General features: G+C 72.5%; 19 protein-coding genes. 8 read left to right on the forward strand and 11 right to left on the reverse strand.

Annotated elements, in window-relative coordinates:
- Window positions 1–496 (reverse strand): MFS transporter (locus tag ETD86_RS01805; RefSeq protein WP_138664300.1); only part of this gene is annotated, 496 nt, incomplete at its 3' end.
- 75 nt (window positions 497–571) lie between these two features.
- Between ETD86_RS01805 and ETD86_RS01810 the strand changes: the two genes are divergently transcribed.
- Together ETD86_RS01810 and ETD86_RS01815 are read left to right on the forward strand one after the other, a co-directional pair.
- Window positions 572–1,192 carry a TetR/AcrR family transcriptional regulator gene (locus ETD86_RS01810; RefSeq protein ID WP_246147514.1) on the forward strand — a complete coding sequence of 207 codons (621 nt, stop codon included), beginning with the start codon at window positions 572–574 and terminating at the stop codon, window positions 1,190–1,192.
- Between the two features lie 197 nt (window positions 1,193–1,389).
- Window positions 1,390–1,776, forward strand: a complete 387-nt coding sequence (locus ETD86_RS01815) for a DUF2255 family protein (protein WP_170222828.1) — start codon at window positions 1,390–1,392, stop codon at window positions 1,774–1,776.
- Here ETD86_RS01815 and ETD86_RS01820 read toward each other — a convergent pair.
- A complete protein-coding gene (locus ETD86_RS01820; RefSeq protein WP_211369774.1) occupies window positions 1,744–4,428 on the reverse strand; it encodes an ATP-binding protein in 2,685 nt (894 codons plus the stop codon). The genes ETD86_RS01815 and ETD86_RS01820 overlap by 33 nt on opposite strands.
- Before the next feature lie 197 nt (window positions 4,429–4,625).
- On the opposite strand from ETD86_RS01820, the gene ETD86_RS01825 reads away from it, so the two are divergent.
- Genes ETD86_RS01825 through ETD86_RS01835 form a run of 3 tightly spaced genes read left to right on the forward strand, consistent with a single transcriptional unit; the run spans window position 4,626 to window position 7,810 of the window.
- The gene (locus ETD86_RS01825; RefSeq protein ID WP_170222829.1) at window positions 4,626–5,984 is read left to right on the forward strand and encodes an MFS transporter; all 1,359 of its coding nucleotides are present in this window, start codon (window positions 4,626–4,628) and stop codon (window positions 5,982–5,984) included.
- A gap of 20 nt (window positions 5,985–6,004) precedes the next feature.
- The gene (locus tag ETD86_RS01830) at window positions 6,005–7,360 is read left to right on the forward strand and encodes a carotenoid oxygenase family protein (protein WP_246147517.1); all 1,356 of its coding nucleotides are present in this window, start codon (window positions 6,005–6,007) and stop codon (window positions 7,358–7,360) included.
- 12 nt (window positions 7,361–7,372) lie between these two features.
- A complete protein-coding gene (locus tag ETD86_RS01835; RefSeq protein WP_138664304.1) occupies window positions 7,373–7,810 on the forward strand; it encodes an SRPBCC family protein in 438 nt (145 codons plus the stop codon).
- A 494-nt stretch (window positions 7,811–8,304) separates the two neighbouring features.
- Here ETD86_RS01835 and ETD86_RS01840 read toward each other — a convergent pair whose 3' ends face one another.
- From ETD86_RS01840 to solA, 5 genes are all read right to left on the reverse strand, one after another.
- Window positions 8,305–8,580 (reverse strand): hypothetical protein, encoded by a 276-nt coding sequence (locus ETD86_RS01840; protein WP_138664305.1) that lies wholly within the window; start codon window positions 8,578–8,580, stop codon window positions 8,305–8,307.
- A gap of 28 nt (window positions 8,581–8,608) precedes the next feature.
- A complete protein-coding gene (locus tag ETD86_RS01845; protein ID WP_138664306.1) occupies window positions 8,609–10,495 on the reverse strand; it encodes a multicopper oxidase family protein in 1,887 nt (628 codons plus the stop codon).
- 5 nt (window positions 10,496–10,500) lie between these two features.
- Window positions 10,501–10,746: a hypothetical protein gene (locus tag ETD86_RS01850; RefSeq protein ID WP_138664307.1), complete on the reverse strand. Its 246-nt coding sequence runs from the start codon at window positions 10,744–10,746 to the stop codon at window positions 10,501–10,503.
- A gap of 113 nt (window positions 10,747–10,859) precedes the next feature.
- Complete coding sequence (locus tag ETD86_RS01855) at window positions 10,860–12,206, reverse strand: lanthionine synthetase LanC family protein (RefSeq protein ID WP_138664308.1); 1,347 nt, start codon at window positions 12,204–12,206, stop codon at window positions 10,860–10,862.
- 84 nt (window positions 12,207–12,290) lie between these two features.
- The gene (solA, locus tag ETD86_RS01860) at window positions 12,291–13,394 is read right to left on the reverse strand and encodes an N-methyl-L-tryptophan oxidase (RefSeq protein ID WP_138664309.1); all 1,104 of its coding nucleotides are present in this window, start codon (window positions 13,392–13,394) and stop codon (window positions 12,291–12,293) included.
- Between the two features lie 326 nt (window positions 13,395–13,720).
- On the opposite strand from solA, the gene ETD86_RS01870 reads away from it, so the two are divergent.
- Entirely contained in the window at window positions 13,721–14,881 is a 1,161-nt protein-coding gene (locus tag ETD86_RS01870) for an acyl-CoA dehydrogenase family protein (protein WP_138664310.1), read from the forward strand.
- A 185-nt stretch (window positions 14,882–15,066) separates the two neighbouring features.
- On the opposite strand, the gene ETD86_RS01875 is transcribed toward ETD86_RS01870, so the two are convergent.
- Complete coding sequence (locus tag ETD86_RS01875; protein WP_138664311.1) at window positions 15,067–16,029, reverse strand: LysR substrate-binding domain-containing protein; 963 nt, start codon at window positions 16,027–16,029, stop codon at window positions 15,067–15,069.
- Window positions 16,030–16,114: 85 nt separating this feature from the next.
- Here ETD86_RS01875 and ETD86_RS01880 point away from each other — a divergent pair, with 85 nt between their 5' ends.
- Window positions 16,115–17,125, forward strand: coding sequence for a YeiH family protein (locus tag ETD86_RS01880; protein WP_138664312.1), 1,011 nt, complete (start codon window positions 16,115–16,117; stop codon window positions 17,123–17,125).
- 69 nt (window positions 17,126–17,194) lie between these two features.
- On the opposite strand, the gene ETD86_RS01885 is transcribed toward ETD86_RS01880, so the two are convergent.
- Window positions 17,195–18,502: an alpha/beta fold hydrolase gene (locus ETD86_RS01885; RefSeq protein WP_211369763.1), complete on the reverse strand. Its 1,308-nt coding sequence runs from the start codon at window positions 18,500–18,502 to the stop codon at window positions 17,195–17,197.
- A gap of 121 nt (window positions 18,503–18,623) precedes the next feature.
- Between ETD86_RS01885 and ETD86_RS01890 the strand changes: the two genes are divergently transcribed.
- Window positions 18,624–18,893 (forward strand): metal-sensitive transcriptional regulator, encoded by a 270-nt coding sequence (locus tag ETD86_RS01890; RefSeq protein ID WP_138664314.1) that lies wholly within the window; start codon window positions 18,624–18,626, stop codon window positions 18,891–18,893.
- Between the two features lie 14 nt (window positions 18,894–18,907).
- On the opposite strand, the gene ETD86_RS01895 is transcribed toward ETD86_RS01890, so the two are convergent.
- Entirely contained in the window at window positions 18,908–19,171 is a 264-nt protein-coding gene (locus ETD86_RS01895) for a glycoside hydrolase family 6 protein (protein WP_211369764.1), read from the reverse strand.
- A gap of 63 nt (window positions 19,172–19,234) precedes the next feature.
- On the reverse strand, window positions 19,235–20,080 hold the full coding sequence (locus ETD86_RS01900; protein ID WP_138664316.1) for a metallophosphoesterase family protein: 846 nt from the start codon (window positions 20,078–20,080) through the stop codon (window positions 19,235–19,237).
- Between the last annotated feature and the right edge of the window lie 167 nt (window positions 20,081–20,247).

A 20,247-nucleotide genomic window follows, 5' to 3' on the forward strand; every position in this document is an offset into this window, starting at 1 on the left:
CCACCCCGCCCAGCAGCGGCCCGGTGAGCTGGCCCACCCCCGCCAGAGCGGACACCTTGCCCCGCTGGAGGATCGGCACCTGGTCGGGAACGGTGGCGATGGCGGTGGCCAGCGCGGCGGTGAACGACAGCTGGGCGGCCGCCCAGCCGATGACCAGCCCGGCCAGGGAGTCCTGCAGGGACAGGAAGGCCAGCGACGCGGCGCAGACCAGCGCGCCCCCGATGATCCAGGGCCGCCGCCTGCCCAGCCGGGCACGGGTCCGGTCGGACAGGGCACCGAACAGCGGGTTCGCGATCATCGTGCAGACGGCGCCGACGGCGAACACCACCGCCAGGGACGCCTCCTTGTGCGCCGGATCGAGGCGCGCCACATGGGAGGGCAGCAGGATCTGGTTCCCGACGGTCATCGCCATGATGACCCCCATCTGGGCCAGCGCCAGCAGGGACATCCAACCGGCGGATACCCGGGTGACGGGCGTGATGCCCACGTCGGTCATGCGTGTCCCTCCCGAAGGGCCCGAAACATGAGAGGGTGCCACGTTAGAACATGACAGGGTGTTATGTTAAGGCGCGTGGACAATCCAGGCCTCCGGCGGCGGCCGGTCCAGAAACGCAGCATCGACCGGGTCGAACGCATCCTCGACTCCTGCGCGCAGCTTCTGGACGAAGTGGGCCTCGACGCGCTCACCACGCTCGAGGTGGCCAGGCGCGCCGGCGTGCCCAACAGCACCATCTACCAGTTCTTCGACGGCAAATCCGGCGTCCTGCGCGAGCTGGCGCTGCGTAATCTCGAGCTGCTGCTGGTGCGGCTGCGCCGCAGGATGGCGGAGGAGGACACCCTCACGTGGCCGCGTGCGGTGGAAATCGTGCTGGCGGAGACGGTCGAGATGCGCAGGACCGTCCCCGGCTTCACCGTGGTCGACTTCGCCGACACCCGGCCCGGCGGGGCGTCGTTCCTGCCGCCCGGCGAGGCGAAGGAGGGCGGGGACGTGCTGGCCGAGCGGCTCTACCACTTCGCGCTGGACGAGGCCGGGCTGCCGCCGTTGCCCGACCCGTACCGCGTCATGCGGCTGGCCATCCAGGCCACGGGGGCGGCACTCCGGCTCGCCTTCACCGACTGCCGGGAGGGCGACCCCGCCATGATCGAGCAAGGCCGCAGGCTGCTGCGCGCCTACTTCGCCGACCTGGCCTGACCCGGCCGGAGAACGCGTCGCCGTTCACGTGGTCGGGCGTGGCGCCCGGGAAACAGGACGCGCCCCGCTCGACATCGAGCAGTGTGGCCCACGCCGGGTCGGGCGGTCGGCGAGGCCGTGTGGTGCCCGTGCGCGAGCCCTCGAATACGTGAACATCACCGATGCCGTCCACCGCCCGGCCGCGGGAGCCTCAGGGCGTGAACGAACTGTCGGAGCGGTCCGAGATCGTGATGTGGGTGCGGCGGGCGGACGGCTCGTGGTCGAGCAGGCCCATTTGGGTGGTGGTGACCGGCGGCGACGCGTACGTACGCGCCGCCTTCGGGGCCCGCAGCGCCTGGCACCGGGAGGTACGCGGCGGCGCGCAGGTGGCGGTCCAGGTCGACGGGGCGATCCTCCCCGCCCGCCTGGAGGCCGTCAGCGACCCCGAGCTGGTCGAGCGGGTCTCCGCGTGTTACCGCGCCAAATATGCCCTGAGCTGGCCCGGCCCCGTGGAGGCGATCGTGATCAGCGAGATCGCGGCCACGACGATGCGGCTGCGGGTCGAGACCGCGTCACAGATCGAGATCCCGGAGCTGCCTGCGTGAGGTGATGCCGAGCTTCCTGAAGATGTTGCGCAGGTGCGCGTCGACCGTGCGCGGGCTGATGAACAGCCGGGCGGCGACCTCCCTGGACGTCTCGCCGCCGGCCACCAGCCGGGCGATGTGCGCCTCCTGCAGGGTGAGCTCGTCGTCGGCCGCGTTGGCGCGGCTGCGTACGTGCTCGCCGGTCGCGCGCAGCTCCGTCGCCGCGCGGGTCGCGAACGCCTCCATGCCGATGTCGGAGAACATCTCATACGACGCGCGCAGCCGCTCGCGGGCCTCGCGCCGCCTGCCCTCGCGCCGCAGCCACTCCCCGTAGACGAGGTGCGCCCGCGCGCGGGAGACGGTCGCGGGGCAGCCGTCCAGGTGCTCGACGGCCGCACGGTACGAGTCCTCGTCGCCGGTGACCATGCCCCGCGCGTACGCCTCGACGCCGAGCCCCCAGGAGGTGCCGGCGGCCTGCGTGCGCTCGGTCAGGGAGCGCAGCGCCGAGGCGGCCTGCTCCTCCTCGCCGCACCGCATCGCCGCCTCGATCAGCTCGGGCAGCGCGAGCCCGGCGTTGGCCAGGTCACGCGAGGCGACGGCCCGCTGGGCGGCGGCCAGCGCGGCGGGGTAGTCGGCCAGGCCGTTGTTCAATGCCGCGGTCGCCCAGTGCACGCTGATCGTCATGAGCTGGCTCGCCGCGAGCACGCGCTCGAACAGCTCCATGGCCTCCTGCTTGCGCCCGCGCAGGGCGGCCAGGTGGATGCTGGGGTAGACCAGCGGCGACGCGCCGGTCGCCTCGACGATCGCGGTGCCTTCCGAGATCATCTCCATGGCCGCGCGGAAGTCGCCCGCGTGCACGCCGGCCGTGGCCGCCATGGACAGCCCGATCGGCAGGGTGAAGAACGAGCCCTGCCGGCGGCCCAGCTCCACGATCCGGCTGGCGATGCCGCGCATGGAGTCGAAGTCCCAGAGCTCCGCCGCGAGGATCAGGGCCAGCGACGGGCGGCGCGTCCACTCCTCGCCGTCCACGTCGGAGATGAGGGGCCGCAACACGGGCACGGCCGCCCGGTGGCCCTCGGTGACCAGGCTGACGATGGCGTCCAGGAGCACGTCGGTCCCGTCGCCGGGGGGCGTGTCCCTGGCCGCCGCGACGATCTCGTCGAGGCCGCCGGTCAGGATGCCCATCTCGATCGCGTCGAGATAGCGGGCCCGCGACCACGCCGGATCCACGTCGGCCAGCCGTCGTGCCGCGCCGAGCAGGTAGGAGGCGGCGCCCTCGGCGCCCCGGTGGCGGACGAACGACAGCCGGCCGCGCAGCACGTCGGCCCGCGCCATTTGGTGCGGCGAGCCGGTCGCCACGGTGCTCAGCAGCCCGGCCGTACGCTCGTAGTCGCCGACCTCCAGCTTGGCCTGCGCCGCAGCGAGGACACGCTCGATCCGGCGCTCGGGGTCGGTCGAGAGCTCCGCCGCACGTTCGAGAAAGGCCGCTGTGGCCGCCACGCCGCCGCGCGACTGGGCGCGAGCCGCGGAGCCGTCGAGCTCGGCCGCGATCCCTTCGTCCGGCCCCACGCTGGCCTGGGCGTGGTGCCAGGCCAGCCGGTCGGGGTCCGTCGCCGGGTCGGTGGCCGCGGCCAGCGCCTGGTGCGCCCGCCGCCGGTCTCCCGGGTCGGCGGAGTTGTAGGCCGCCGAGCGGGCGAGGGGATGGCAGAAGCGAATCCGGGTGCCGAACTCGATCAGCCCGGCCCCGGCCGCCGTCTCCGCGCTGCCGGGCTCGACGCCCAGCTGCTCGGCCGCCTTCCACAGCAGCACCGGGTCGCCGACGGTGTCGGCGGCGGCGACCGTCAGGAGCAGCCGTACGCCGGCGGGCAGGCGCTCCAGCCGGGCCTGATAGCTGCGCTCGATGCGACTGGACAGCGGCGAGGCACCCGGGAGCGCGAACCCGCCCGCCATGCCGCCGAGTCCTGCGCTTCGGGGTAGTTCGAGCAGCGCGAGCGGGTTGCCGCGGGCCTCCGCCAGGATGCGATCGCGGACCCGCTCGTCCAGGGGCGCGCGTACCTCCGCCTTCAGCAGGGCACGCGCGTCGGCCTCCGCCAGCCCGCCGAGGGCGAGGGCGGGCAGCCGATCGAGCTCGGGCAGCCGGCCCTGCTCGGACGAGGGCTCACCCGGCTGCTCGCGGAGCGCGAACAGCACGGCGACCGGCTCGGCGGCGACCCGGCGGGCGACGAACGCCAGCGCCTTGGCCGAGGCGTGGTCGAGCCACTGCGCGTCGTCCACCACGCACAGCAGCGGCCGCTCCCGTACGGTCTCGGCCAGCAGGCCGAGCGTGGCGATGCCGACCAGCAACGGGCTCGGCGTGCCGGTGTCAAGGCCGAACGCGATCTCCAGTGCCTGGCGATGCGGCCCCGCCAGACCGACGAGGTGGTCCAGGACGGGCGCGCAGAGCTGGTGCAGCGCGGCGAACGGCAGCTCCATCTCGAATTCGGCCCCGGCGGCCTCCATGACCTGGAAACCGGACGCCGCCTGCCGCGCGTAGCCCAGCAGCGTGCTCTTGCCGATGCCGGGCTCGCCCCGCAGGACCATGGCCCCGCCCTTACCCTGTCTGGCCGCGTCGATCAGGGCGTCGATCTGACGGATCTCGGCGTGCCTGCCCATGAGGGAGCCGCCCGGGGACATCTGAATCACCGCACAAGGCTAGTGGTGTCGTGCCTGGTGGGAGGGGGCGGGCTAGGCATTGCGGCGACTGCCGCCGTTCGCCGATGCGGCGGCGGAGGGCGGATCGGCGATTTCTACCGACGCGAAGGCTTCGGCGCCGGTGGGAGCGTGGCGGCAGCGGGGAGAACCCGAGCCCTCTCGCTGAAGGAGCAGTCACCGTGGACACGTTGGACACCGCCGCCCCGGCGGGCCGGAGCACGACGAGCTCGCCCGGGCGGGCTCTGGCGGTGCTGGCCACGGCGCAGTTCCTCGCCGTGCTCACCACGTCGATCGTCAACGTCGCGCTGCCGCAGATCCGCGGCGGGCTCAACCTGTCGGCGACCGGCCTGTCGTGGGTGGTCAACGCCTACGTGCTCGTCTTCGGCGCCCTGCTGCTGCTCGGAGGCAGGCTGGGAGACGCGTACGGGCTGCGGCGCGTGTTCCTGTCCGGCACGGCGTTGTTCGCGGCGGCCACGCTGGTGGCCGGCCTGGCTCCCGGCGCGGCCGTCCTGATCGCCGCCCGCAGCGTGCAGGGCGTCGGTGCGGCGCTGCTCGCCCCGACGGCCCTCGCGCTGCTGCTCGCCCTGTACCCGGCCGGGCCGGGCCGTGGGCGGGCGCTCGGCGTATGGGGCTCGGTGTCCGGGGCAGGGGGCGCGGCAGGAGTGCTGCTCGGCGGCCTGCTCAGCGGCGCGTACGGCTGGCGCGCGGTCTTCCTCGTCACCGTCCCCGCCGCCGTCGCCGTCCTGGCGGCCGGCTGGCTCCTCCTCCCCGCAGACCGGCCACGCGGCGGGCGCCTCGATGTGGCCGGCGCACTGACCTCGGCCGCCGGGCTCATAGCGGTCACCTATTCCCTCTCGTCCCTGTCCTCCCTGCCGGAAGGGGGCGGCGTGAGCGCCTGGGCGACCCTGGTCGCCGGGGCGGCGATGCTGGCGGTCTTCGCGGCCGTGCAGCGGCGTGCCGCCGAGCCGCTGGTGCCGCCCCGGTTGCTGCGGGCCGGCCTGGTGCGGGCGGCCAACGTGCTGATGAGCCTGGTGGGCGCGGTCTGGATCGGCCTGTTCTTCTTCCTGCCGCTCTACCAGCAGCGCGTGCTGGGATACACGCCTCTGGAGGCGGGTCTCACCCAGCTCCCCCTGGCTCTATCGATCATCGTCTCCTCCTGGGCCGCACCACGTCTGGACCGGCGGCTGCCGGGCCGGGCCGTCCTGGCCGGCGGGCTGGCCGCGCTGACGGCCGGCCTGGCCTGGTTGTCACGCGCCCCAGCCGACGGCACGTTCCTCGCCGACCTGCTCGGCCCCTCGCTCCTCATCGGAGCGGGCCTCGGCGTGGCCTTCGTCCGGCTCACCGCCCTGTCGTCGACGGGTGTCGCCCCGGCCGACAGCGGCGTGGCCGGCGGCCTGGTCAACGCCACCCGCCAGATCGGCGGCGCGGTCGGGCTGGCGGTCCTCACCGCCGTGTCGGGCGGCAGCGCGTACGGCGCCGCCTTCGCCGCCGCCGCGGTGATCGCCGCCCTGACCACATTGCTCTCCCTCGTCCTTTGACCACCACAGAAAGGTTCGCCATGAGTTCCGACAAGATGAGCATCGACTTGGCCAAGCCGTACCTCACAGGCCACTACGAGCCGGTCGCCGACGAGACGACCGCCCGTGAGCTGACCGTGCACGGCGCGATCCCGCCCGAGCTGGAGGGCCGTTACCTCCGCAACGGCCACAATCCCAAGCCCGGCGTCACCCCGAGCCACTGGTTCAAGGGCACCGGCATGATCCACGGCGTGCGGCTGAGCGGCGGGCAGGCCGAGTGGTACCGCAACCGGTGGGTACGCACCCCCTACCTGGAAGGTGTCCCGTTCACCGGCACGAACCCCGAGGTCAGCGCCGCCGGGACCAACATCATCCACCACGGCGGCCGGTACCTCGCGCTCCAGGAGGCCAACCTTCCGTGGGAGGTCACCGCCGAGCTGGAGACCGTGGGTCCGTACGACTTCGGCGGCAAGCTCACCACCGCGATGACCGCCCACCCCAAGGAGGACCCGGTCACCGGTGAGCTGTTCTTCTTCGGCTACAGCCCGTTTCCGCCGTACCTGACCTTCTACGTCGCCTCCCCCGCCGGACAGATCACCCGCGCCGAGGTCATCGACGGGGCCGGGCCGTCGCTGATGCACGACTTCGCCATCACCGCCGACCACGTCATCTGGCTGGACCTGCCCGTGGTGTTCGACATGTCCGAGCAGTCCGGCATCCCGTACCGGTGGAGCGATGCGTACCAGCCGCGCATCGGCGTGATGCCCCGCTCAGGGCCGGCCCAGGTCACCTGGTTCGAGGTCGAGCCCGGCGCGCTCCTGCACGTCTCCAACGCCTACACCGATCAGCACGGCCGCGTCGTCGTCGAGGGCCCCCGGTACGACCGGCCGGCGTGGGAGTCGTCGTGGAAGTGGTGGATCGGCGCACCCGGCCACGGCGTCACCCCCGAAGCCGGTTCGGTGCACCACCGCTGGATTCTCGACCTGGCCACCGGCCGCGCCTCCGAGGAGCCCCTGGACGGCCTGGTCACCGAGTTCCCCACCATCAACGAGACCGTGCTGGGGCGGCCCAGCCGCTACAGCTACGCCGTCGCCTTCCCCGGCGCGGGCCTGGATCGTTTCGCCGTCGTCAAGTACGACACGTCGACCGGCGAACGCCACCTCCACCCCTTCGCCCCGGACCAGATGCCGGGCGAGGCCGTCTTCGTCCCCGCCGAAGGCGGCACGGCGGAGGACGACGGCTATCTGCTCACCATCACCAGCGACCTGCGGGCGAACGCCTCCCAGCTTCTCATCCTCGACGCCTCCGACCTGCGCGGCGGCCCCGTCGCGACGGTCGAGCTGCCCCGCCGCGTACCGGCGGGCATCCACGGCAACTGGCTCCCCGACAACCACTAAGGAGACTTTGAAATGATCACTGGAATCGACACCGAGGCCGCCGTCGTCGTGCGCGTCGACACCACCGTCGACGCCCCCATCGAACGGGTCTGGAGCCTGCACACCGACGTCACCGCGTGGCCGACCTGGCAGACGGACATCACCACCGCCAGCGCCCCCGGCCCCCTCGCCCCCGGCGAGACCTTCCACTGGACGACGTTCGGCCTGGACATCGCCTCCACCGTGCACACCGTCGACGCGCCCCACCGGATCCTGTGGGGCGGCCCGGCCCACGGCATCACGGGCATCCACCAGTGGACGTTCGAGGAGCGTGACGGCACGACGTACGTACGCACCGAGGAGTCCTGGGACGGGGACCCGGTCCGCGCCGACGCCGAGAACATGCGCGCCGCCTTGGAGCAGTCGCTCACCACCTGGCTCGCGCTCCTCAAGAAGACCGCCGAAGCCTGATCGCCCACCAGGGGCGGCCCGCGAGCCGGGCCGCCCCTTTGTCATGCCCAAACCTGGCCAGGCCTGCGCGCGACGGCAGTCGCGCGCAGGCCTTCCGCCGTACCGACCGCTCGTCCCACGCCGTGGTGTTCCCGGCAGAGCCGTGTGGACGGCCCCCAGCACTCCAGGTAGACGCCATGACGATCCAAGGCGCACACCCACCGTGGTGAGTGAGGGGCCACACCCGACGATCGTGTTGTTGTGGCGTGGCTTGCGGCGAGGATCGAGACCCACCCGGACTTTCACTGTGCGCATTTGGCGCGAACCAGTCGTGGCCGGTTGCAGCCCTGAGCCGGACGGAGGACGTCCACTCCGCGCCCAGCAATGCCCGGCGCGACGGTGGCGGCCCTCGCGGTCTGCCGGCCGCAGGTCGCCGGCCAGGAGGATGCCCGACCCGCCCACGCGAAAGCGGGCGCGCGCCGGTTCAGTGGCGCGCGCCCGCTCGGGTGGGCGTTTCAGTGACGGTCGTCGGCGGAGCCTCGGGCACGATTGCGGAGAAGCAGGCTCACCAGCGCGGTGACGACGGATATCAAGGACAGTCTGACGGCCCATTCCGCCCACGCTCCCCCACCGACCGGCCCCATGACGCCGAAGAGCCAGGTGCTGATCGGATAGGTGACCAGAGCGACGACAAGGACGACCCAGAACGGCGGGTCATGCCGGATGCTCAACAGCAACGCGGCGACCCCTGCGGCACTGATCAGTCCCACGATGATCAATGACATTTCCATCACTCAAGCTCCATTCAGACAAGACGCGTCACTCGGGGATGCGGTCCTCGGTGTACGGGGTGGTGACGCCCGCGTAGCCGAGGTGCATGACCATGCCCTCCGAGCCGTGCTTGAAGTTGTGGCAGTGGTCCATCCAGATGCCCGGATTGTCGGCCGTGAAGGCGACCTCGAACACCTCGCCCGGCGCCACGTTCAGCGTGTCGGTCCACCAGGGGCTGCCGGTGGCCGGCACGCCGTTGCGGGACAGGACGCGTACACGGTGGCCGTGCAGGTGCATCGGGTGGTCGATGAGGCTGCGGTTGGCCATGCGCATCTTGACCCGGTCTCCCTCGCTCACCATCAACATGGGGACTGCGGGGTAGAGCCGCCCGTTGATCGAGCTGCTGACGTAGTTGAACCGGCCCATGGCAAAGCCGAATCCGTCGTCCGTCCCGATGTCGAAGGTCCGGTCGTAGCGCCCTTCCCCGGCCGGGGTCGCGGTGCCGTACGTGAGGGGGTCGAACAGCGGACCCGTGCCGAGTGTGGCGGGCGGGGCGGTGCCGTCGGGGCTGAAGGCCAGTGCGGCGGTGTTGGGGATCTCGTTGACGTCGATGGACAGGGTCACCGAGCCGCCGGGCATGGTGAAGGCGATGTCGTACCGACCGCCTGCCGCCAGCAGGAGGTCGGTCCCGGCGGTCAGCGGTGTCGCTCCCTGGACCGGGTTGCCGTCGATGGCGGTCACGGTGTACGTCGTGCCGCCGACGTGGATGCGATGCGGCTCCTCCGAGCTGTTGATCAGCCTGAGCAGCACCGGCTCGCCCACGGCGACGGCCTCGCGGGCCGGCCGGTCGGCGGTGCCGAAGGCGGCGATCGGATCCTCCGCGCCGGGCCACAGGTGGGTGAACACCGTCTTGTCCACCCCCGCGTGGGTGTCCTCCACGATCAGAGCGCCGAACAACCCACGCTCGACGGTCTCCGCGGCGTCCCGGTGGGTGTGGTACCAGAACGTGCCCGGACGGTCGGGGACGAAGCGGTAGACGTGCCGGCCGCCCGGCATGACGGCCTCCTGGGTGACGCCGGGCACGCCGTCCTCGGCGTTGGGCACGTCGACGCCGTGCCAGTGCAGCGTCACGCCCTCCTCGACATCGGTGTTGATCAGGGTCACCTCGACGAGCGACCCCAGCCGTACGCGGAGCTCGGGGCCGGGCGCGTGGCCGTTGAAGGTGAGGGCGTCGATCTGCCGGCCAGAGCCGAGCAGGACCTTGCCCCGCGCCGCGGTGAGTGTGAAGCGCGCGTCAGGCGCTTTGTCGCGCGGGCCGGTGAGCTGGTCGACGGTACGGGCCTGGGGAGGGTGGTGTGGCATGGCGCCGGTCCCCCAGTCCATCGTCCCGCCGTGGTGACCGGCGTGCGCCGCGGCGACATTGGACTGGTACGCCATGCCCAAGACCACGGCAGGCGAGAGCACGAACACCACGGCCGCCCAAGGCAGGCGCGCCAGCCGCGCACCACCGGTGCGCCACCTTCCCACGAGGGCGGCCAGCCCGACCGCCGGCATCGAGACGATCAGCTGGATGACCGGGTCGAAGGGGATGAACAACCACACGGCCGACAGCAGGACGCCGCCCGCGGCGGCGTGGGCGGCCACAACGGGGGTGTGACGGCGAAGCATGATCAGGGCCCAGGCGACCGGCAGCACCGCCAGCGGAACCTGCACGATCAGCCGGGACCCGGCGAGGGGCAGGCCACCGGTGAGGACGAGGCCGGCCACCGCCAGGCGCAGGACGACCAGGGCAGCGGTGCAGTACAACGCGAAGCGCAGGGGCCGCGCGGCGGCGGGACGCCGTGCCAGGCGTCCCGCCAGCCCTCCGGTGGCCGCTGCCGCGACGATCGCGGCGATGGCCAACAACATGTCGATGAGGAAGAGGGGCTCGAACATCGGCGTCAGTCCCACAGCGCCAGTGCGAGCACGAGCGCCGCCATCGGCAGCAGCAACCACGGCTCGGCCAGCACCAGCAGTGCGGTGACGATCAGGGCGAACCAGGCCAGGCCCTTGGCCGCCAGCCGCTTGGCCTTACGCTTCCCGCGCTTCTCCTTCGCCTGCTCTCCGGTCACGTTCTCTGCGGTCATGGACTCGTCAGCCGGAGCGTCCTGAGGGACTTCGGCGAGGATCTCCTGCGGAGTGGACATCGTTTCCTCCCAAGCTCGTTTCGTGCCACCACAGTGGCGAAGGAGCGGGAGGACTCGCGTCGGCGACAATCGCCTACTCTCCGCGTATCGGCAGGCTCGGTGGCCTGCCGGCGCTACTCGTTCTCGGAGTCGCGGAGCCGGGCCGCCGGCACCGGTATGGCGGGGAACGGGTTGTCCGGCAGGAGGATGACCCGGCGTGCCTGGCGCGGCTGCAGGGCGGCGTCGAGGTGCAGCAGGGCCGCGCCGATGCCGGCCGCGCCGACCATGTAGCCGGTGTCCGCGCTCACCTCGCCGGGACGCAGCCGACGGTATGCCTGGTACCAGCGCAGTCCACGGCCGTCGTGGTCGGTGGCGGCGCCGATGAGGTGCTCGGCGAGCCCCTGGGCGAAGGTCAGGTAGGCGTCGTCCCCGGTGTCCGCCCACAACCCGACGAACAACTCCAGCAGCCCGGCGGTGCCGCAGCACTGGCAGGCCACATTCCAGAACCCGTCCGTGCGCCGCGCCGGGACGCCGCTCTGCACGATGCCGCGGGCCAGCCGCTCCACCCAGTCCAGGTGCCCCCGGTCGCCGGTCACCCGGTACAGCTCGTAGAACATCCGCGCCACGCCTGCCGAGCCCGAGCAGAACCCGAGGTAGTGCAGCCCGCGCCCGTGCGGCACGTGGTGCGGGACGGCGGCGCACTTGCCGGCCACGACGCTGACCTCGCGGACGAAACCGGCGCCCCGGCCGGCCGCGTCCAGGAAGCGCCGGTCACCGGTGGTCCCGTACAGGCGGGCCAGGAGGAAGGCGGTGCCGGCCGTGCCGGCGAGGAAGCCAGGGGTGACCGCGTCCATGGGCAGATCGGGGCAGTCGCCGAAGCGGTGGCCGGGAACGGCCAGGCCGGCGATGCGCTCGCCCGCCGCCATTGCCGCCTCCTCCAGACCGGGCACGCCCAGGGCGGTAGCGGCCCGGAGCAGCCCGAGCACGATCCCGCCGTCGCCGCGCTGCGCGGGGTCGCCCGTCCAGCCGGGGCCGCCCTCCAGCGGCCGGGCCGCCTGGACGATCCGCTCGGCGGCCGCCCTGGCCTGCTCCTCCAGGCTGTCGTCGCCGAGTGCCCAGCCTGCCTCGACGAGCGCCACGACGGTGCCGGTCAGGCCGTGATAGAGGGACAGGTCGGCCTGCTCACGCCAGGTGGCCGCGAGCCGGCGCGCCCCTTGCCTGGCGTCCTCCAGATAGGCCTCGTGCCCGGTCGCCGCGGCCAGCTCCACGAAGAACAGCACGATCCCGGCCGCGCCTGCGTAGAGGGAGGCGGGCTCGGCCGCGGTGAGCGCGGAGCGCCCGCGGGCGTCGGGGTTGGCGAGCCAGGTACGCCCGCGCGCGTCGTCCACGGCGGCGGCGCGGATCCACTGTCCGGCCAGGATGGCGGCGGTCAGGGGCGTCTCGGCGCGGTCGCTCGGTGAGCGGGTGGTGTCCAAGCCCATACTCCAGTGTCCCACACTTCTGGTAGGGAAATAGGTCAATCTGCCCATCCGCTGAACCCGGCAACCTACTCGTCCGGGTGGCCGTCACCTCGGGGTTGCGGTGCGGGGCAGCGCGAAACGCGGGTGCGGGCCGGCCTGGCCGAGTGCCAGGTCGGCGGCCATCCGGCCGATGAGCGGGGCGAACTTGGCGCCGTGCCCGGAACAGGGCGAGACCACCACGACGGGACCGACCCGGTCCAGGATGAAGTCCTCCGTCGGCGTGATGGTGTAAAGGCAGCTGGCCTCGGCGACGGGCACAGGGTCGAGCCCGGGCAGCCACTTCTCCACCCACGCCGAGACGGCCCCCCGCGAGGCGGGATTCACGACGCCGTCGCGGGTGCTCGCGGTGGCAGGCGTGCCGCGGTCGTGCTCCGCGACCTTGACGGCGGGCGCCGTTCCCCCGTCGCCTCCCGACGGCAGGCCGTAGATTTCCAGGTCGTCCGTCGCGACCAGGGTCGGCCACGAGTGGCCGGGGTCGCGCTGGCGGAAGTGGAACACCTGCTGCTGGGTGACCCGCAGCCGCGGCAGGCCGAGCGGCACCCCGATGCCGTCCGCCAGCTCCGGCAACCACGGTCCGGCCGCCACCACGACCGTGTCCGCCGCGAGCTCCGCGCCGTCGTCCGTGCGCACCCGCACGCCGTCGCGTACGTCGATGCCGGTCACGCGGGTGTTCGTGCGCACGTCGGCACCGAGTTCGGCGGCCCGCCGCACGCAGGCCGCCACCGTCGCGTCGGCGTCCACCACCCCGGCCTCGGGGTGGAACAACACCGGACCGTCGAACCTGAAGTACGGCCAGCGCTCCGCGGCCGCGCTCGCGGGCAGCAGCTCGTGCGGCACTCCGGCGCCGGCGAGCAGCCGCGCCAGGCCCTCGGGGTCGCGACGCACGCCGAAGTCGAGGCCACCGGTCATGCGGAGCAACGCGGTGCCGGTGTCCGCTTCCAGTTCGCGCCAGCACTCCCCCGCCCGCCCGGTCAGCTCGACGTAGAGGGCGTCGCCGTAGGCGCGGCGGAAGATCCGCGAGGTGCCGTGCGAGCTGCCGTTGCGGTGCCCGATCTCGTACGCCTCGATCAGCATGACCTCGACGCCGCGCCGGGCCAGCTCCCAGGCGGTGGCCGCGCCCATCAGCCCAGCACCGACGATGACGATCATTGAGGGCTCCAGGGATGAAATCGGTGCCCGCGAAGGGACGCGGGCCATGGCCGCGGACTCGACGGTCGGCGCGACCAGGTCTTCGGGTCGGGGTGGTGCGGGTGTGACATGTCGCAGCCGCGAGTGACGGTCTGCGCCTCCATCGTAAGCACCCGCAGGTAGTTGGCAAGGCGGCGTGGGCCGGGATGACCGCGGCAAGGTCGTCGTGGACACCGGCGGCTGCGTCCGGCGAGTCCTGAGGACGCGGAGACCGCTCTGGACAACATGGCCTATACGTGATCTGACGGAAGGAGAGCGTCGACGATCACGAACAGGAGCTCCTGCAAATGAGCGAACGACTGCACACCGCCGGCACCACCATGCTGGACAGAGCCCGCGACCTGCGCCCGCTGATCGAGCGGGAGGCGGACACGGCCGAAGCGCAAGGCAAGCTCACTACGCCCGTCGTTGACGCCCTCCACGAGGCGGGACTTTTCGGGATAAACGTGCCCGTGCCGCTCGGTGGCGCCGAGCTGTCCCCCAGGGAGCTCCTGGCCGTCTTCGAAGAGCTCTCGTACGCCGACCCCTCGACCGGCTGGGTCGTCATGGCCACCACACTGGAGAACGGCACGGCCGGCGCCTACCTGGGCGACGACGCCGTCGAGCGTATCTTCACGGGCCCGCGCATGCCGCTCTTCGCCGGCCAGGGCACCCGGCCGGGCACCGCCGTCCGGGAGAACGGCGGCTTCCGCCTCAGCGGCCAGTGGAGCTTCGCCTCGGGCATGCTGCACGCCCAGTACGTCCACAGCCTGGGCGCCATCGAGGGCACCGACGACGTCCGGATCTTCATCACCCCCATCGAGGACGCCAAGATGCTCGGCAACTGGGACGTCCTGGGCCTGCGGGCGACCGGCAGCATCGACTACTCCATCGACGGAGCCTACGTACCGGAGTCGCAGACGCACGTCTTCACGGCGAACGAGCCGCTGCGCGGCGGCGCGATCTACCGGCTCGGCGTGCTCGACCAGGCGCTGATCTGCCACTCCGGCTGGGCCATCGGCGTCGGCCGCCGGCTGCTGGACGAGCTGAGCCGCCACGCCGTGGCGCGGGCCGGGCGGACCGGCCAGATCGCCGGCAGCGACGCCTTCCACGCCGGCTTCGCCCGCGCCGAGGCGGCGTTCCGCGCGGCGAAGGCCCTGGTTCACGAGACGTGGGAGGGCGCCGAGCGCACGCTCGACTCGGGCCGGGTGCTCGACGTACGCGAGGAGACGATGGTGCGGCTGGCGCTCAACCACGTCACGTGGACGGTCGCCGACGTGGCCCGGTTCGTCTACGCGTCCGGCGGCACGTCGGCGCTGCGCGACGGCCTGATCCAGCGGCTGTTCAGGGACGTCAACACCGGGACGCAGCACATCACGTCGAGCCCGCAGGTGCTCCATGAGTGCGGCCGCGAACTGGCCGGCCTCGCTCTGGACCAGTCGTGGGTGATCTTCGCTCTGGAGGGGTGAGCCTTCCGGGCACGGCACACCTTCCCCCTCGCCGAGGAGCCCGCCCACGTCATCGACCCCCTCCTCGACGTCGAACGGATCGCCGCCCGGCATGCCGGGCGGCCGCCTGCCCGGTCGCGCCGGCGACGCGTACGAGGGAGAGGTCGACGAGGGAGAGGTCAAGGGCGTCAGCACACGCGCACCCATCAGGAGGAACCGCCGCCCGAAGCACCGGTCGGCCCCCTTGTCGGGGTCCGTCCAGAGGCGCGGCGGAGGGCGATGGCGAGCAACATCGCGCCGGCGCCGGAGGGAGGTTCCTCCGGACGCCACACCGCGCGGAACCATCGGCGCAGCAGCGCCGGCTCGGCGAGCGGCACCGCGACGAGCCGGCCGTCGTCGAGCTCGCCGCGGACCACGAGGCGGCTGAGCACCGCCGGTGCCTCCCCCGCGGCCACCGCGGCCTTGATCGCGGCCGTGGAGCCGAGCTCGGCGGCGGGGGACACCGGCTCCCGTACGCGGCTCAGCACGTCCCACACCGCGTCACGTGTCCCCGAGCCCGGCTCTCGCATGATCAGGGGTGTGCCGGCCAACGTCGCCATGGACAGCCGGCCGCGCCGTCGCGCCCACGGGTGCCCCGGGGCCACCACCGCGACCAGCTCGTCGGACTCGACCACCCGGCTACGCAGCCCGCGCGGGGCGTGCGGCCCCTCGACGAAGCCGAGCTCCGCCGAGCCCGCTTGCACCAGGGACGCGACCTGCTGCGAGTTCCCGACCTCGAGCGCGACCCGCACGTCGGGTGAGCGGGCACGCAACGCGACGAGCCAGCCGGGCACGCGATGATCGGCGATCGTCAGCGACGCGGCCACCCGCAGCCTGCCCTTGCCCTCCGCGTGCAGCGCGGTGACCCCGTCGACGAGCGCCCGCGCCGCGTCCAGGACCGGCAGCGCCCAGTTCACGACGGCCGCGCCCGCGGTGGTCAGGCGCGAGCCGGTCGGGCCGCGTTCCAGCAGCACCAGCCGGAGCCGGCGTTCCAGGGCAGTGATCCGCATGCTGGCCGCCGGCTGGCTGATCCCATGCCGCTGCGCGGCCTGGCCGAGGCTGCCGGTCTCCGCGACCGATACCAGGAGGTCGAGGACGTCCAGGTCGGGTGTGCCCGGCGGCAGAGGCATAAGTGGAGCTTATGAGGTCCTCTCGACTACGTCTCTACCGGGGGCGACCCGCCACCGCGAAGGTGGGTTGCGGGAAGGAGGCGGCATGGGACACCAAGGTGTGGTTCCCGGTCTCGCGCTCGCCGGCGCCCTTGCGGCCCTCGCGATCGGGCTCGGCTCGCTCGTCCCGGTGGTCGGCGGGCCGGTCTTCGGGATCATGGCCGGGGTGGCCGCGGCATGGGCGCTACGCCGCTCGGCGCCGGCGCTTCTCGATCGCTGCCGTCCGGGGTCGGCCGTGGCCGGCCGGCACGTTCTGCAGGCGGCGATCGTGGTCATGGGCCTTGGGCTGCCGCTGACCGAGGTGCTGGGAGTGAGCGGTACGACGCTTCCCGTCATGCTGGGCACACTCGGCATCGCCCTCGCGGGGGCGTGGCTGCTCGGTGGGCTGTTGCGCCTGCACCCCGAGACGCGTCTGCTCATCGGCGTGGGCACCGGGATCTGCGGCGCCTCCGCGATCGCGGCCGTCGCGGCCGTCGCGCGGCCGGCGCAGGAGCGGGTGGCCCAGGCCATGGGCACGATCTTCCTGTTCAACGTGCTCGCCGTACTGGCCTATCCGCTGTTCGGCCGCCTGCTCGGACTGTCGCCGCAGGGCTTCGGGTTGTGGGCGGGCACGGCGATCAATGACACCTCCTCGGTCGTGGCGGCCGCCTACTCGTTCGGGACCGAGGCCGGCCGGCACGCCGTGGTGGTCAAGCTGGCACGCAGCCTGATGATCGTCCCGATCTGCCTGGCCGTGCACGCATGGCGGCGCGGACGCCGCGGCCCCGGCCCGGGGGTGCGAAGCGCCGGGGTGCTGCGTGCGTTCCCGCTGTTCATCGTGGCGTTCCTGGCCGCGTCCGCACTCGCCGCCGGCGGCGCGATCCCGTCGTCCTGGGCTCCGGTCCTGTCGTGGCTCGGCAGTTCTTTGATCACCGTGGCGCTCACCGGGATCGGTATCACCCTCGACCCCGCCGGAGTCCGCCGCTCGGGCCCGCGATCCCTCCTGCTGGGCGGCTTGCTCGGCATCGCCGTCGGTGCGACCTCCCTGCTCCTGCAGGCCTGCACCGGACGGCTCTGACAGCAGACGTACTGCCCTGCCCTTGCCGCGGCCCGCCGCCCTGGTGCTCGCGGGCCGCACGGCCGCGGGTCATCGTGGGAGCGCTCGCCACCCGCTCCCGGCGGCGCCGATGCGCTCACGGATTGCCCGGGCCAGCTCCTCGCCGTGGGTGAGCTGGGGGTGGTGGCCAGCCCCGCTGATCGTGGTCACCGTCGCCCGCGTGCCGAGCGCGTCGACCAGCTCCTGGCCCTCGGCCGACAGCGGATCCGCACTTCCCACGATCACGTGGACGGGGCCCGGGTAGCGCGCGAGTCCGGCCCGGAGGTCCTGGCGCCGTCGTTCGCGTCCGGCAGCGGACAGCAGCTCCGCCACGTGGCCGGCGACGCGGCCCCGGCGCAGGTCTTCGGCGCTGGACGCGAGCTCATCCGCATGGGACGTATCGCCGGTGAGCAGCCGCGACAAGGCGTCGGGACGTATCCGGCGGAGGTACAGGCGGGTCAGCGCAGCCAGTCGCGTGGCGACTCCGGCGCGAGCCTGGAGGAAGAACGGCGACACCAGCGTGAGCCGCTCGACCCGATCCGGATGCGCCAGGCCCGCCTCGACGGCGGCGGCGGCCCCGATGGAGTGGCCGACCAGGTGCACGGGGCCGGTCTCCTCGACAAGAGCGGCCAGCCAGGCGGTCAAGTCCCAGGGGCGACCGGCGCTCAGGCCGAGGCCGGGAAGGTCCAGGACCCGGGTGTGACCGAGCGCGGCGGCGACCGGAGCCCAGGTGTCGGCGTTGACGGGAAGACCGGGCAGCACCAGGGCCTGCGCGTCCGGTTCGCCGATCCCGAACGTCCGTACACCCGCGTGCGAGGTGAACCGCCGTGCCGGCCCCTGGTCGGGAGCGGACCCGAACCGGTGGGCCGCGAGGTGGTCGGCCCATCGCAGGATCGACCCGACGGTGTCGGGGAAGGCGAGCCCGCGACGTCCGGCGAACTCACGGGCCGGACCCGTGGGGTAACGATCTGACGACATGAACGTCAGCGTCTCCGGGTCCGCCTTGGTCAGCGCGGACGGCAGGCGCCGTACCACCGGCACGGGGACCCTCAGCCGCGGGACCTTGACCTGGTAGTGCCGCCCCACCAGCGAGAGAAGATCCGGCAGCGGCGGGGTGTCGTCGTCCAGGATCCAGAACGCGGTGCGCGCGGCGGCCGGATCCTCCGGGAGCAGCGTCATGAACCGGGCCAGGTAGTCCACGGGGATCACGGGGACGAACGTCCCCGCGTTCCCCGGCAGGGCCGCGAGCGACCCTCGCCAGAGCTCCTTGAGGTTCGCGGCCAGGCCAAGCTGCTGGTCGGACTCGCCACTGGTGCTGACCCCGATGACGCTGGCGGGATTGACGATGGACCAGGGCACGCCCAGCCGGTCGGCGGTGACCCGCAGGACGGCGTCCGAGGAGCCAAAATAGACCGGTCTATATATTTTTGCAACCGGAGCTGGCGTCCTCTATAGATACCCGGAGGGGTATTCTGGAGGCATGGAGTTGACCGAAGGCATGGTGGGTGACGCGCTGATCCGGCTGAAGCGCGCGCACGGCCAGCTGGCCGGGGTGATCGCGATGATCGAGGCGGGTGAGGACTGCTCGAAGGTGCTCACCCAGCTGGCGGCGGTCTCCAAGGCGCTGGACCGCGCCGGATTCAAGATCGTGGCCACCGGGTTGCGGCACTGCCAGGACGCGCAGGATCGCGGCGAGCAGCCGCCGATGAGCGTGGCCGAGCTGGAGAAGCTCTTCCTCGCCCTCGCCTAGACCAGCGGCCGCGGCTACCCGGTCGCCGTCGCCGGGGTCAGCGGCGGGACCGCGTTCTTCGCCCGTTCGAGGGCCTGGTCGGGCCACCACTGACCGGCGGCCGGGGTGACGACGCCGTACGCCGGGTCCGCCGGCCCCGGCGTGCCGCGGGTGCACTGACCGTTGGACGACCCTGGGCTGTTGAGCCACAACAACGCGTCGGCCAATGGGCTCCCCGCGTCGGCGGTCGGCCGGGCGCCCGCGCCTCTGCCAGGCGGATTGCACCATTCGTCCGGCACGCGGAACCGCCCGGCCGGCGGTTCCCACTCCCCCGCCCCGTGGCAGTGCTCAGCAATATACCCCTAGTCGGTATCAGCGGCCGTGGCGGACTGGGGAAGGATCGTCGTCAGCCCAGGCGCGGTCGGGCGTGGCTGCCACTCCTTCGGGTAGCCGAGCGAGACCTCGTGGTGCGGCACCCCGTCCTGGACGATCAGCCTGGGGATGTGCAGGTGCCCGTAGACCGTGGCGGCCACGCGGTGGCGCCGCAGCCAGGCGGCGGTGGCGTCCGTGCCGCACCACAGGGCGAACTCCGGATATGTCAGGATCTCGGTGGGCTCACGGATGAGCGGGAAGTGGTTCACCAGGATGATCGGCAGGTCTCCGGGGAGCTCAGCCAGCCGTGCCTCGGTGATCTTCAGCCGGGCTCGGCACCACGCCTCCCGGCTCGGGTACGGGTCCGGATGCAGGAGGAACTCGTCCGTGCACACCACGCCCGACTCGTAGGCCGCTTCCAGCGCGGCCTCCTTGGTCAGGTGCCCGGTCCTGAAGGTGTAGTCGTACAACACGAAGAGCGGCGCGATGGCCACGGGGCCGCCGTCCCCGCGCCAGATCGGATAGGGGTCCTCCGGAGTCACGACCCCGTACCGGCGGCACGTCTCCACCAGGAGCCGGTAGCGCTCCTCGCCGCGGAGCCGCACCGGGTCGCGTGGATGGGTCCACAGCTCGTGGTTCCCCGGCGCCCACACCACCGTCGCGAACCTCTCGCTGAGCAGTTTCAACGCCCACTCGACGTCAGAGACCATCTCGCCGACGTCGCCGGGAATGAGCAGCCAGTCGCCGTCAGACTCCGGCCGCAACGCCTCGACGACGCGCCTGTTGTCCTCGTAGTGAACGTGCAGATCGCTGATGGCCAGCAGCTTCGCCGTCATAGACCACCGAGTCTCGCAACCTTGCCGACTTCCGGACAACCCCTACCAGGACTGGCGAACTCCATCATCCCCCCGCCAACCCGGAACCCGGCCCTTGACAGTCCTGGCTGTATCGATAAAGTTGCCTCGCTTTACCGATCCATTTATCGATAAAGTCACCCACTTGA

Source organism: Nonomuraea turkmeniaca, assembly GCF_005889735.1.
GTDB lineage: Bacteria > Actinomycetota > Actinomycetes > Streptosporangiales > Streptosporangiaceae > Nonomuraea > Nonomuraea turkmeniaca.